Here is a 13,257-nt window from a genome sequence, read left to right as displayed (position 1 = left end):
CTATATTATTATACTACACTAAAATAATAAAAATTAAGATTGTGATCGCTAAATTTATCAGAATGAAATCATCATCAGGTTAATTAATGGTCAGAATGGAGGCGAGAGGCTGCTCCCGTTAATTCCAATGTAAATACCACGAAGATGTCTTTAGGCAAGGCGATATGTAATACATTCGCGCTATAGTATGTGTGCGGAGGTTATTTGTCTATTGGTAATTGAATTTTCTTATTATACAGCTTTTCTGAATAATACGAGTGGCAAATTAATGAGTAATACGTCATGAAATATTGTAATGCCCAAGATTTGTAAAAAGAACAGTGGAGAATTTAGGATAAGCGGGGCAGATTTTGGGTGTCATTAAAAACAAAGATTTCCAATTTAGTTTTGGAAATCTTTGAGAGCATCGTTGCGGAATTTTCTACCTTCCAAAATCGTCTTGAACGCGTACAATATCGTCTTCGTCTGAAGGGTTGTTCGCATCGGTATGCTGCCAAATTTCAGCTAAAATACCAAAACCATCCAAGCCAATTAGACGGTGACGTTGTCCCTGACGTAATCGAATTGTTTCACCTTCTTTCAAAGTAGATACCACAGACTCCTCATCTGTATCGGAAACCATAACGCCTACATTGCCTTGAATAACACGCCAGATTTCGGCACGGCGGTGGTGGTATTGCCAAGAAAGTCTCTTTTCTGGAGCAACGATCAGAATTTTTGGACTTAATTTTCCTGAAATTCTTAATTCCTGAACGTCTAATCCGCCAAAATACTCATTTGCGAACTCTTGTGCCTGGGATTCGTCGATAACGAAAAAGCCACCCCAAGGGCGCGCTGCATCCGATTTCTCGATGTTGAATCCTTTGGATGTCAACATCTCTTGCACTTTTTCAAATAATGCGGTTTTATCTATAGCCATCTTGTAAAATTTCTAAAAATTTATTGATCATTAATTCAGCAGCTAAATATAGAAAAAAATCATTAATAATTTTAGTTAACCGTTTTAGCTTTATTAAAATCATTAATAAAATATACTTTTTTATAAAATATACAATTGATCGGTAGGATATGTTTTCAAAATGAAATCCTTAGTTTTGTGATCAATCTAATTTCAGGATATGTCAAATTTTCAAGTCGATCGAGAAAACACAGCCTTTATGCAGGCTGTTGCATTTGTTAACCAAACCAATCAGAATGTATTTATTACAGGAAAAGCAGGTACGGGAAAGACGACTTTCTTGAAGTATATTCGGGAACATAGTTATAAGAAAATGGCGATTACTGCGCCAACGGGAGTAGCGGCCATGAATGCAGGCGGTACCACTTTACACTCCTTGTTTTGGCTTCCTTTTGGAACTTTTGTTGAAGACTATGAGTTGCGCTGGGACGAGCAGGATAGCCATATTTACAATAAATCCCGGCTCTTCAGCACGATAAAACTAACGAAACAACGGCGGGCAATCTTGCAGGAACTGGAACTATTGGTCATTGATGAGGTTTCGATGGTGCGGGCCGACACGTTGGACGCGATCAATGTGATCTTGCAGTCCGTTCGCCGCGATATGCGTCCGTTTGGTGGTTTGCAGGTGTTATTTATTGGCGATTTATATCAATTGCCTCCTGTGGTCAAAGATGCGGAATGGAATATTCTCCGCGATCATTATTCGTCTGTATTTTTCTTCAATGCGAAGATTTTAAGGGATAGCCCTTTGGTCATGCTGGAGCTTAATAAGATTTATCGTCAGCAGGATGAGGGATTTATTTCCATCTTGAATGCGATACGGAATAACCAATGTACCAATGAGATGCTCGCGACCTTAAATAGCTACTACCAAAAGGATTTCGTTCCAAAGGAGGAGGAGCAATATATTACATTGACCTCCCATAATCGGAATGCCGATGAGATCAACAGTGCAAAACTGGCTTCATTATCTGGAAAGATGCTCAACTTAAAAGCTGTTGTGAAAGATGACTTTGCGCAGGGATCTTATCCTGCCGAAGAAACACTGTCCTTAAAAATAGGGGCGCAGGTGATGTTCATACGGAATGACTCAGGTGATGAGCGGAAGTATTACAATGGTAAGATCGGTACGGTAAAACATATTGATACAATCCAAGGAACAGTATCTGTCACTTTTCCTGACGGCTCTGAAGAGGTGACAGTCAAGAGAGAAACCTGGGAGAATATCCGTTACAATTATGATAAAGGGCAGGATCAAATCAAAGAGGAGATCCTGGGCACATTTTCTCAATTTCCGTTGCGACTGGCTTGGGCTATTACAATCCATAAGAGCCAGGGGCTGACTTTTCAGAAAGCAATTATCGATGCGGGTACCTCCTTTGCCGCCGGACAGGTCTATGTTGCGTTAAGCCGTTTGACAAGCTTGGATGGACTTGTACTTAAATCCATTATTCCATCTTATGCTATCCGTACAGACTATCAGGTAGTCGAGTTTGCACAAAGAGCACAGTCTCAGTCCAATATTAATGAAATATTGGAACAGTGCCAACGAAATTATCTGGGGCAGATTCTGATGAATGGTTTTCGATGGGATGGACTGTTGGTAGAAACTTCAGAACTGCTTAAATCGATGGAAGAGCGGAATATTGATGGGAAGGAAAAGGCTATTCAGTTTTTCCAGGAGATCGTTAAACAGCTCCAAACACAGGAAAAAGTGGCACATAAATTTATTGTTGTCCTTTATGATCTTCTTCGGGATAAAGATGCGATTGATTACGATTTGATTTGCGAGCGTTCAACTGCTGCAGTTAACTGGTTTTTGCCAAGGATGGATAAGGATCTTATTGAAGCTTTGACAAAGCATATTGAAGAGTACCAGATCCGTAAGCGGACAAAGAAATATGTTGATGAGTTGAAAGCGATATTGTTGGATTATAAACGTAAGCGTGAACAGCTACAGCATTGTTTAATTATTGCTGAAACACTATCAAAAAGAGAGGATTTTCAAACAGCGATGCTTGATGTGGCTGTTCAGGTCAAAACAAAAGAAAAGGAGGTGCTTGCAGCGCAAAGTGCCGATGAGGAGGGAGGTAAGAAATTGGATACCAAAGATATTTCTTTAGAGATGTTTAAAGAGGGTATGACAATCGCGGATATTGCGGACAAACGCGGGATGGTCGCAGGTACAATCTATGGGCATTTGATTAATTTTGTGGGTACGGAGGTCGAAGCAACGGAATTAATTGATCAAGGGAAACTGGATCGTATCCTTGATGTTATTCGTGCAAATCCGGATAAATCTTCTTCGGAACTCAAGATGCTTTTAGGGGCGGATATAGACTATCCGGATATTAAAATTGGACAAAAAGTTTTAGGATTGTAGTCCGTAAGGATTTATGATGTATATTTGTCAACCTTTAATTATAAACTAATTGAAAGAGGAGAAAACCAATAAGAAGATTAACAAATGGATTGTTTTTACTTCCATGCCAATACAAATGGGCGTGACAATATATTTATTTTATTGGGTGGGGAGCTGGTTGGACAATAAATACGCGATTGCGGGTGAATGGGGGATGAAGGGACTGACGCTTTTGGGGGTAGTTGTATCGCTGTATCAGTTCATCAAGCAAGCAAATCAAATTAATAAGAATGAATAGTTATCTGAAAAGCGTACTTGTACTGCTGATCGTTTTTGTAGCAAGTTTTGCTGCGCATTATTTAGTGATATCCGGTATGAATGTGGGGCAGTATTGGTCGCAGACAGCTTACAGCCTCGTTGGGATGTATGCATTTGGCTTCTGTTCTTCGTTGCTGGTTGCGGTCTTGGTTTTTTTTGCAAACTGGTCGATGCCCGAAAAATTAGGCGTCATATTTCTGGGGCTTGTGCTCCTGAAGGCTGTTGCGGGTTATATTTATATCAAAGATGGCTTAAAGACCATTGAAAACAACTTTATCGAATATAACTTTTTGGTTGTATTTTTCATTGCTTTATTTGTGGATGTATATGTTGCATTTAGCGCTTTAAATCAAGCAGATAAAAAGGTTTAAACTATTTTTGGAAAAAGTTTGAACAAATGGTGATTTATGCCAAATAAAATTGTATTTTTGCGCAAAATTTTTTATTATTCAATAGTAATCTGAAATGGTGAATCTTAAGAGAGCACTTTTATTATTTGCAGTAATTTTTCTTGCTGTCAATCCTTTTACCTTAAAAGCAGCTGAGGAAGCGCATGGGGATGCGCCTAAAACCCAAGCTGAGGAAATTAAAGAGTATAGTCAACATCACTTACAGGATGATCATTATTTTTCTTTGTTCTCCGATCAAAAAGCAGGAAAACATTACGGTTTTCCATTGCCAGTAATTCTTATTGATAATGGGTTGGTTGTTTTTTCTTCTGGCGAGTTTCATCATGGTGAGTCTGTTGTTGAGAAAAACGGTCAATATTATACACTTTACCACGGTAAAATCTACAAAACAGATGCTGCTGGTACTTTAAACTTTGATGAAGCTCATCATCCTACGAATGCAAAACCTTTAGATTTTTCGATTACAAAGAATGTAGTTGGCCTATTATTGGCTGCGTTCTTATTGTTTTGGGGTTTTATCTGTTTAGCTAAAACGTATAAGAAAGGTGTTAATAACCTTCCAAAAGGCGTTGGTCGTGTTTTAGAGCCCTTGGTTTTATATGTACGTGACGAAATGGCTGTTCCTAATATCGGTCATCGTTATAAAGAATTTATGCCTTATTTGTTATCTGTATTTTTCTTGATCTTTGTTTTAAACTTGTTGGGTATGACACCTCTAGGTTTTAACGTAACAGGCAATATTACAGTTACTTTGTGTTTGGCTTTGTTCACCTTCGTTATTACCAACTTTAAAGCAAATAAAGATTACTGGAAACACATTTTTTGGATGCCAGGTGTTCCGGTTCCTTTTAAATTTATTTTAGCACCAATTGAGGTATTGGGTATGTTTACTAAACCCTTCTCTTTAATGTTGCGTTTATTTGCGAATATTACCGCTGGTCACTCTGTTGTGATGGGTTTGATCGCAATCGTCTATTTATTTCAACAACAATTGACCGTAGGTGGTAGTATCGGGGTTTCTATGTTGTTAACCTTAGTGTTGTTTTTCTTAGAGTTATTGGTTGCGTTCTTGCAAGCCTTTATCTTTACCATGTTGTCGTCCCTATTTATCGGAATGGCAGTCGAAGAACACGCACATCATTAATCGAATTTTTTTGTTAAATTTTATAAAATAATTATTATGTACAACTTAATTGGAGCAGGTTTAATCGTAATCGGTGCAGGTTTAGGTTTAGGTAAAATCGGTGGTTCAGCTATGGAAGCTATCGCTCGTCAACCAGAAGCAGCATCTAAAATTCAAACTGCGATGATCATCATTGGTGCCTTAGTTGAAGGTTTAGCATTCGGTGCTTTAATCTTAGGTAAATAATCCAAGCTGATTAAAAGTTTACTAAATACAGTTTGCAACGGTTGGTTGCAAACTGTATTTAAACAAAAAAATACAAACAAAAGAAAATTATAATTTACAATTGTATATAAATGGAAGCATTAATTAATCAGTTCTCGTACGGTTTGTTCTTTTGGCAACTAATCATCTTATTGGTTGTGATCTTTTTATTGGGCAAGTTTGCCTGGAAACCTATCGTCAACGCTTTGGATGAACGTGAGCAAGGAATTGCCAATGCATTGGAAGCTGCTGAGAAAGCTAAATTAGAAATGGCTCGTTTGACAAATGAAAACGAACAATTGCTTAAAGAGGCTCGTGCGGAACGTGATGTTATCCTTAAAGAAGCTAAAGAGCTAAAAGAGAAAATCGTTGCTGATGCGAAAACACAGGCCCAAACCGAAGGTGCTAAAATGATTGCTCAAGCGAAAGAGGAGATTGAAGAACAAAAGAATAAAGCTTTGGCTGAGGTAAAATCACAAGTTTCTTCTTTGTCTTTGGATATCGCCCGTAAAGTGTTAACAAAAGAATTTGAGGACCAAGGTAAGCAAGAGGCTTTAGTAGCAGATTTGCTGAATGATGTTAAATTGAACTAATCCGGTCACTCAAATTACGAAATAGAATTATGTCAGTATTTAAAGTAGCATCGAGATATGCAAAGTCATTAATTGACTTGGCTAGCGAGCAAGGCTCACTGGAAACCATCAAGACAGATATGGATTCATTCATTGCTGTTTTAAAATCCAGTTCAGAATTGCAGGCTGTTTTGGCCAATCCTATTGTTCCTTTGGACAAGAAGAAAAACATATTGGATGCTTTATTTAAAGATAAGATCAATCCGAATATCTTGGCATTCTTTAAGATCATGATCAACAAAGGTCGTGGTACAATAGTATATGCTACAGCTCAGGAATTTGTCCGTGAGTATAACGAGGTAAAAGGTATTGTGAAAGCTACAGTTACATCTGCAGCACCACTTTCTGATGCTAATTTGGCGGCGATGAAAGATGTACTTGCAAAAGAGACTAACGCTCAGGTGATATTGAACAACAAAGTCGATAGCAGTTTGATCGGTGGATTTGTGGTTAATATTGGTGACCGCCAGATTGATGCAAGTATTGCTGGTAAGTTGAATAAATTAGAAAGATATTTGAATCAGGGTAACTAAGTTATTCTGATACTTGAAGTAAAATAAATCAAAAAACCCCTTATAATAATTAAAATGATAGAGGTAAGACCAGATGAAGTTTCGGCAATTCTAAGAGAACAATTGTCGGGCTTTAAATCAGAAGCCGAACTAGAGGAAGTGGGTACCGTACTTGCTGTAGGTGACGGTATTGCTCGTATTTACGGCTTAACTAAAGTTCAGTCCGGTGAGTTGGTTGAATTTGATAACGGATTACAAGGTATTGTATTAAACTTAGAAGAAGACAACGTGGGTGTTGTACTTTTAGGCCCTTCTGACGAAATTAAAGAAGGAGATACGATTAAACGTACCAACCGTATTGCATCCATCAAAGTTGGAGAAGGTTTGTTGGGACGTGTAGTGAATACATTGGGTCAACCAATTGATGGTAAAGGACCTATCCAAGGTGAATTGTATGAAATGCCTATCGAGCGTAAAGCTCCAGGTGTTATCTACCGTCAACCGGTAACTGAACCCTTACAAACAGGTATCAAAGCGATTGATGCAATGATTCCAGTAGGTCGTGGTCAACGTGAGTTGGTCATCGGTGACCGTCAAACAGGTAAAACTGCGGTTTGTATCGATACGATCTTAAACCAAAAAGAATTCTATGATGCAGGTCAACCTGTATTCTGTATCTACGTTGCCGTAGGTCAAAAGAATTCTACAGTAGCAAATATCGTTCGTACCTTGGAGGAAAGAGGTGCAATGGCTTATACAGTTGTTGTCGCTGCTTCTGCTGCGGATCCTGCTCCACTTCAATTCTACGCGCCAATGGCGGGTGCTGCTATCGGTGAGTTCTTCCGTGATACAGGTCGTCCAGCGTTGATCGTTTATGATGATTTATCTAAACAAGCTGTGGCTTACCGTGAAGTTTCTTTGTTGTTACGTCGTCCTCCAGGCCGCGAAGCGTACCCAGGTGACGTATTCTACCTACACAGCCGTTTATTAGAGCGTGCAGCGAAAATCAACTCTTCTGATGATATCGCTCGTAATATGAACGACCTTCCTGAATCTATCAAGCATTTGGTTAAAGGTGGTGGTTCATTGACTGCACTTCCGATCATTGAAACACAAGCAGGTGACGTTTCAGCATATATCCCTACCAACGTAATCTCGATTACAGATGGTCAGATCTTCTTGGAGTCTAACTTATTCAATGCTGGTATTCGTCCGGCGATCAACGTAGGTATCTCGGTATCTCGTGTGGGTGGTAACGCTCAGATCAAACCGATGAAAAAAGTATCTGGTACATTAAAGTTAGATCAAGCGCAATACCGTGAATTGGAAGCCTTCGCAAAATTTGGTTCTGATCTAGATGCTGCTACCAAAGCTGTATTGGATAAAGGTGTTCGTAACGTTGAGATCTTGAAACAAGGTCAATACTCTCCAGTTTCTGTGGAGAAACAAGTTGCGATCATTTACATTGGAACAAAAGGTTTATTACGTAATGTTCCAGTAAATAAAGTAAGAGCGTTTGAAGAAGAATTCTTGACACAATTGGAACAACGCCATCCAGAAGTTTTGTCAGCATTCAAAGCTGGTAAATTCTCTGATGAGTTGACTGCAGTATTAGAAACAGTAGCTAAGGATTTAGCATCAAAATATTAATTAGTAATGAGTATTTGGTATTGAGTCCATTGACTAGACTCAATACTCAATACTAGGTACTTGATACTTAAAACAAATATGGCAAATTTAAAAGAAGTAAGAAACCGGATTACCTCGGTATCATCAACACAGCAGATCACGAAAGCTATGAAAATGGTTTCGGCTGCTAAATTGAAGCGCGCTACTAACGCTATCTTACAATTGCGCCCATATGCGAATAAACTAAGAGATATTTTGGCTGATGTTTCTGCAAGTGTGGAGGGAAGTAATTCTCCTTTTACAGTAGATCGTGAGCCAAATAAAGTGTTGATCGTTGTTGTTTCTTCTAATAGAGGTTTGGCTGGAGCATTCAATGCGAATGTGATCAAGACAACCAATAACCTGATCGCTAACAAATATGCTGAGCAACATGCAAAGGGTAATTTAAGTATCATAGGTATTGGTAAAAAAGGTTACGATTTCTATTCGAAACGTAATTTCAATGTGATCGCTAATCACTCAGATTTGTTTTCTGATTTGAATTTTGGATCTGTTTCAGCAGTGACAGAATTTATTATGGAACAATTTAAGGAAGGTAATTTTGATCGTGTTGAAGTGGTTTACAACCAGTTCAAAAACGCTGCAGTTCAAGAACTGACTGCGGAACAGATTTTGCCTTTATTACCACCTGCGGAGGGAAACACGCAACACACGCATAAAGCAAAAATAGAAGCTGAAGTGGATTATATCATCGAACCTTCCAAAGAGAAGATTATCGAAGAATTAATTCCTAAAGCCATCAAGATTCAATTATACAAAGCTGTTTTGGATTCCAATGCTTCTGAGCATGGGGCACGTATGACGGCTATGGATAAAGCAACTGAAAACGCCGGTGACTTATTGAAATCACTTAAGTTATCTTACAACCAGGCACGTCAGGCAGCAATTACTACCGAGTTGACCGAAATCGTTTCTGGAGCAGCGGCTTTGTCAAACGGCTAATCCTAATCAGAAAATATAAAAAAGGCGATAATCATATGATTATCGCCTTTTTTATGTCTAGTAATCCCTTATTACCACCTGATTAATGCGGATCCCCAGGTAAAACCTGCGCCAAAGGCGGCTAAACAAACAAGATTGCCCTCTTTTATTTTTCCGGCTTCCCAAGCCTCACATAACGCGATCGGTATGGATGCTGCTGTAGTATTGCCGTATTTTTGGATATTGTTGAATACCTGATCTTCATTTAATCCCAAGGTTTTCTGCACAAACTGTGAAATACGAAGATTCGCCTGATGCGGGATTAATAAGTCGATGTCAGAAGTTTTCAAGTTGTTCTTGGTCAAAGCTTCATGAATTACTTCAGGGAATTTTACAACGGCTTTTTTGAATACAGCTTGTCCATCCATATTTGGGAAAGCAGTGCCATCTTCAAGCATTTCTTTGGTCATTAATAAGCCGCCCAACTCCTGTTCCGGCCAGTCTGGCATTTTATCCAACCAGATTCCGCTTGAAGCCCCTGGATAATACATTGCGAGCTTTTCCGCTTCAGCACCATCAGAATGTAAATGTGTACTCAAAATTCCTTTACCAGCTTCGGTTGTCGGTTGTACCACGACTGCCCCGGCGCCGTCACCAAAGATAACAGAAACAGCACGGCCTCTTGTTGAGAAATCGAGCGCGAAGGAATGCTTTTCCGATCCCACAACGAGTACATTTTTATACATACCTGTTTTGACAAATTGATCCGCTATGGACAGCGCATAGATGAAACCAGAACATTGGTTTCGGATATCCAATGCCCCCACCTCGTTCATTCCCATTTCCCGTTGAAGTAAAACTGCACAGCCTGGGAAATAGTAGTCTGGTGACAAGGTAGCGAAAATGATGAAATCGACATCTTCCTTGCTAATATTTGCGCGTTCAATTGCTATTTTCGCGGCTTCAACACCCATTGTGGTTGTCGTTTCGCCGATACGGTCGGCATAACGGCGTTCTTTGATACCCGTTCTTTCTTGAATCCATTCATCACTGGTATCCATAAAGCGTGTTAGGTCGTTATTGGTATATACGTTTTTTGGGACGTAATAGCCAATTCCTGCGATTTTTGACTGAAACATAATAAATTCCTCTAATTGATTGTATTCTTCCCTTTTATATTGTCGTTAATTTAGAAAAAAATATTCTATTTTTGCAGCATGGGTACCCAAACTGCTGAAGAAACCTTTACGTTAGAAGAGATATTAGCGTCTGTTAAGGACTCTAATCGCCTGATTTTATGGAATGATGAAACAAATACATTTGACCATGTGATTCATTGTCTGATGTATCACCTTCAATATACAGAAAAGCAAGCTGAAAAAATTGCATGGAAAGTGCACACAGAAGGAAAGTGTGCCGTTCTAGAAGGCACTTTCACGGAAATGGAAATCTACCGCAAGATTTTGAAAGCAGAAGGATTGACGGTCTCCGTGGAGTAAATTACTAACCTTTTTGTTACCGTAATAATATGGTTACGCTTCAAGTTTGTCTATAAGTTTTAGTTTTATTTGCACTGAACTATAAACTAAGCTGAAGCTCTCATGTCATTTAACGCTAAATCGTTTAAATTTTTACTAGTATTTGTACTCTTTCTGCCGACCCTTGTTTTAGCACAAACCGGTCAAATCAAAGCTATCCTGATCGATAGCAAAACTTCCAAACCTATTTCATCTGCCAGTGCTGCACTACTGGATACAAGCAATAACTATGTCAAAGGCGCGCAATCTGTAGATCAAGGATTTCTTCTATTTTCGGATATCAAACCGGGTAAATATAATGTACGCATTAGTTATGTTGGTTACGAAACTCACACGATTGAAGGGGTTGATGTGCTTGCTGCGCGTAGTAAAGATCTTGGGCGCATTGGTCTAAATTCAACGGGTGAGCTGCTGGATGAAGTTGTTGTCGAGGGGAGAGTTCCTGCAATGCAGATCGGTATTGATCGTAAAACCTTTAACGTTGGAGAGAGTTTGGTCAGTGCAGGTGGAACTGCAACAGATGTGTTAGCCAATGTACCTACGCTTCAGGTGGATCAAGATGGATCAGTGAGCCTACGTGGATCTAGTAGCGTCAAGATTCTAATAGATGGCCGGGAGTCAGCGCTAGCAGGAAACGATGTCACATCTTTGCTTCAGAGCCTCCCTGCCAATTCCATAGAAAAAGTTGAAGTTATCACCAATCCCTCGTCTAAATATGATGCAGAAGGACAGACTGGGATTATCAATATCGTCTTAAAGAAAAATATTCGAACAGGGCTGAACGGATCGGTAAATACATCCGCTGGCTCCTATGACAATTATATGGCTGGCATAACATTGAATTATCGTGATCGAAAATTCAATTACTTCGGATCTTATAATTTCAATAAACGTAACATGGTTGGGAGTGGGAAGACGGACAATACCTTTTTGAGTGATACCACCCGTAATTATAGTGAATCTGAATCGTCTAGAAAGGGAAACAGCCACACAGTCAAAGCAGGGTTTGACTATAACATGTCTGATCGAACTTCATTGAGTTTTTCCGGTAATTTGAGCGTTCGAGATAATAAGCGGATAGAGGACTTAAATTATCGTTTCTTTAAAGGAACAAACGAAACAGGAACCAGCGATCGTAAGTCTACCCAATTTGAGGACGATCTTGGCTATGAATTCAACGCTGATTTTAAACATCAATTTAAGCGGCAAGGGGAAGAATTGACGGGGAATGCAAGCTATGGAAGAGATAAAGAAGATGGTACGAACGATTTTTCTCAAAAATATACCGACGGACGGAAAGAAACCGCGCGGAGGAATACAACCTCCGAAGACGGTAAGAATATCAATCTTCAGCTGGATTATGTGTTGCCATTCTCGGAGGTAAGCAAATTCGAGGCTGGCTACCGTTCCCAAATTAGAAAGTCATTTGATACGCAATTTTCCGAACTCCGCGATACAACAGGTAAATATCTTCCAGACTATAGAATCAGCAATGATTTTGATTTTACCAGTACTGTCCATGCGATTTATGCTAACTATCAAAATAGGCTAACGGATAAAATAGGCTATCAAATCGGGTTAAGGGGAGAACAATTTGAACTTAAGTCTACTTATCTCTCGAAGGATCCTGACGCCGAGGAAAAAGAATCCAATGCAAAGCAGAGCTTTTTTAGATTATACCCGACCTTATTTTTAACCTATGATGTAGATGATAATGGTGATAAAATTCAGTTTAGTTACTCACGTCGTGTGCAACGTGCTCGTGGTTGGCAGGTCAATCCATTTCTAAATGTATCCGATGATTTAAATTATCGTCAGGGAAATCCGAATCTGAAACCAGAAGATGTACACAGTTTTGAAATGAGTTTTGCGAAAACTTTTGGAAAAGTAAGTTTAATATCTTCAGCTTATTTCAATCACGCCAGCGAGGTTATCCAGCCTTTTGTTTACAAAATAGAGGATGGAAGAACATACAGTCGATGGGAGAACATGACCAGCCGTAATCTTTCGGGTTTTGAATTTATCTCAAAGGTCAACGCAACAAAAGATTTTGACTTTACATTTAATCTCAACCTGATCCACATTAAATATAATGCAAATCCAGATTATGAGATAAAAGAAAGAAAGGACTTTGCTTACAATGCAAATTTAACGGCTAATTATCGTTTTACACCGACTTTCTCTGCACAAATGAGAGGAGAATTCAATTCTTCACGAGTCATGGCTCAAGGACAAATGAATGCGATGAAAGGTGTGGATCTTGCGCTGAAAAAAGATGTATTCAAGAAGAAGGCATCGATTATGCTGAACGTTAGAGATGTGTTTAATTCCCGAAAAATGAACGGTATGCTAGAGACATCTCAACTTGTGTCTAATTTTGAACACCGTTGGATGAAGAGAATGGTAACTTTGTCGCTTTCCTATCGCTTTGGTATGCAGGATCTAACCAAGTCTAAGAAGAAAGATACAAACACCAACGAGATAAATGGTGGGGGAGAGGAATATTAAAAAATATTCCTCTTTTTAA

The 13,257-nt window shown here is 39.1% G+C and carries 13 protein-coding genes; 11 read left to right on the top strand and 2 right to left on the bottom strand.

Going from position 1 to position 13,257, the window contains the following annotated elements; genetic code table 11:
- Window positions 1-421: 421 nt before the first annotated feature.
- Window positions 422-877, bottom strand: a complete 456-nt coding sequence (locus BWD42_RS17590) for a phosphoheptose isomerase (RefSeq protein WP_254846268.1) — start codon at window positions 875-877, stop codon at window positions 422-424.
- A gap of 241 nt (window positions 878-1,118) precedes the next feature.
- Between BWD42_RS17590 and BWD42_RS17585 the strand changes: the two genes are divergently transcribed.
- From BWD42_RS17585 to atpG, 9 genes are all read left to right on the top strand, one after another.
- Window positions 1,119-3,344: a helix-turn-helix domain-containing protein gene (locus BWD42_RS17585; RefSeq protein WP_077437701.1), complete on the top strand. Its 2,226-nt coding sequence runs from the start codon at window positions 1,119-1,121 to the stop codon at window positions 3,342-3,344.
- Window positions 3,345-3,393: 49 nt separating this feature from the next.
- Complete coding sequence (locus BWD42_RS17580; protein WP_254846267.1) at window positions 3,394-3,621, top strand: AtpZ/AtpI family protein; 228 nt, start codon at window positions 3,394-3,396, stop codon at window positions 3,619-3,621.
- On the top strand, window positions 3,614-4,012 hold the full coding sequence (locus BWD42_RS17575) for a hypothetical protein (protein ID WP_077437699.1): 399 nt from the start codon (window positions 3,614-3,616) through the stop codon (window positions 4,010-4,012). The genes BWD42_RS17580 and BWD42_RS17575 overlap by 8 nt, the downstream gene beginning before the upstream one ends.
- Before the next feature lie 94 nt (window positions 4,013-4,106).
- The gene (gene atpB / locus BWD42_RS17570; protein WP_077437697.1) at window positions 4,107-5,195 is read left to right on the top strand and encodes a F0F1 ATP synthase subunit A; all 1,089 of its coding nucleotides are present in this window, start codon (window positions 4,107-4,109) and stop codon (window positions 5,193-5,195) included.
- A 36-nt stretch (window positions 5,196-5,231) separates the two neighbouring features.
- Window positions 5,232-5,420, top strand: a complete 189-nt coding sequence (gene atpE / locus BWD42_RS17565; RefSeq protein WP_028070619.1) for an ATP synthase F0 subunit C — start codon at window positions 5,232-5,234, stop codon at window positions 5,418-5,420.
- Window positions 5,421-5,530: 110 nt separating this feature from the next.
- Entirely contained in the window at window positions 5,531-6,031 is a 501-nt protein-coding gene (locus tag BWD42_RS17560) for a F0F1 ATP synthase subunit B (protein ID WP_077437696.1), read from the top strand.
- A 29-nt stretch (window positions 6,032-6,060) separates the two neighbouring features.
- Window positions 6,061-6,603: a F0F1 ATP synthase subunit delta gene (locus tag BWD42_RS17555; RefSeq protein WP_077437694.1), complete on the top strand. Its 543-nt coding sequence runs from the start codon at window positions 6,061-6,063 to the stop codon at window positions 6,601-6,603.
- 54 nt (window positions 6,604-6,657) lie between these two features.
- Complete coding sequence (gene atpA / locus BWD42_RS17550) at window positions 6,658-8,232, top strand: F0F1 ATP synthase subunit alpha (protein WP_077437692.1); 1,575 nt, start codon at window positions 6,658-6,660, stop codon at window positions 8,230-8,232.
- Between the two features lie 78 nt (window positions 8,233-8,310).
- On the top strand, window positions 8,311-9,213 hold the full coding sequence (gene atpG / locus BWD42_RS17545) for an ATP synthase F1 subunit gamma (RefSeq protein WP_077437691.1): 903 nt from the start codon (window positions 8,311-8,313) through the stop codon (window positions 9,211-9,213).
- A gap of 71 nt (window positions 9,214-9,284) precedes the next feature.
- On the opposite strand, the gene BWD42_RS17540 is transcribed toward atpG, so the two are convergent.
- On the bottom strand, window positions 9,285-10,331 hold the full coding sequence (locus BWD42_RS17540) for a 3-oxoacyl-ACP synthase III family protein (protein WP_077437689.1): 1,047 nt from the start codon (window positions 10,329-10,331) through the stop codon (window positions 9,285-9,287).
- A 78-nt stretch (window positions 10,332-10,409) separates the two neighbouring features.
- On the opposite strand from BWD42_RS17540, the gene BWD42_RS17535 reads away from it, so the two are divergent.
- Window positions 10,410-10,691 carry an ATP-dependent Clp protease adaptor ClpS gene (locus BWD42_RS17535; RefSeq protein ID WP_077437687.1) on the top strand — a complete coding sequence of 94 codons (282 nt, stop codon included), beginning with the start codon at window positions 10,410-10,412 and terminating at the stop codon, window positions 10,689-10,691.
- Window positions 10,692-10,793: 102 nt separating this feature from the next.
- Window positions 10,794-13,238, top strand: a complete 2,445-nt coding sequence (locus BWD42_RS17530; RefSeq protein WP_077437685.1) for a TonB-dependent receptor domain-containing protein — start codon at window positions 10,794-10,796, stop codon at window positions 13,236-13,238.
- Window positions 13,239-13,257: the final 19 nt, after the last annotated feature.

This window comes from Sphingobacterium sp. CZ-UAM, assembly GCF_002000245.1.
In the GTDB taxonomy this organism is placed as follows: Bacteria; Bacteroidota; Bacteroidia; order Sphingobacteriales; family Sphingobacteriaceae; genus Sphingobacterium.
This window is presented reverse-complemented; position numbering and strand designations above follow the sequence as displayed.

Excerpts from the sequence above, each read along its gene's own strand:
- BWD42_RS17575 (WP_077437699.1), top strand. The coding sequence starts at position 3,614 with ATGAATAGTTATCTGAAAAGCGTACTTGTACTGCTGATCGTTTTTGTA.
- atpE (WP_028070619.1), top strand. The coding sequence starts at position 5,232 with ATGTACAACTTAATTGGAGCAGGTTTAATCGTAATCGGTGCAGGTTTA.
- BWD42_RS17530 (WP_077437685.1), top strand. The coding sequence starts at position 10,794 with ATGTCATTTAACGCTAAATCGTTTAAATTTTTACTAGTATTTGTACTC.
- atpA (WP_077437692.1), top strand. The coding sequence starts at position 6,658 with ATGATAGAGGTAAGACCAGATGAAGTTTCGGCAATTCTAAGAGAACAA.
- BWD42_RS17560 (WP_077437696.1), top strand. The coding sequence starts at position 5,531 with ATGGAAGCATTAATTAATCAGTTCTCGTACGGTTTGTTCTTTTGGCAA.
- atpG (WP_077437691.1), top strand. The coding sequence starts at position 8,311 with ATGGCAAATTTAAAAGAAGTAAGAAACCGGATTACCTCGGTATCATCA.
- BWD42_RS17585 (WP_077437701.1), top strand. The coding sequence starts at position 1,119 with ATGTCAAATTTTCAAGTCGATCGAGAAAACACAGCCTTTATGCAGGCT.
- BWD42_RS17555 (WP_077437694.1), top strand. The coding sequence starts at position 6,061 with ATGTCAGTATTTAAAGTAGCATCGAGATATGCAAAGTCATTAATTGAC.
- BWD42_RS17535 (WP_077437687.1), top strand. The coding sequence starts at position 10,410 with ATGGGTACCCAAACTGCTGAAGAAACCTTTACGTTAGAAGAGATATTA.
- BWD42_RS17540 (WP_077437689.1), bottom strand. The coding sequence starts at position 10,331 with ATGTTTCAGTCAAAAATCGCAGGAATTGGCTATTACGTCCCAAAAAAC.
- atpB (WP_077437697.1), top strand. The coding sequence starts at position 4,107 with ATGGTGAATCTTAAGAGAGCACTTTTATTATTTGCAGTAATTTTTCTT.
- BWD42_RS17590 (WP_254846268.1), bottom strand. The coding sequence starts at position 877 with ATGTTGACATCCAAAGGATTCAACATCGAGAAATCGGATGCAGCGCGC.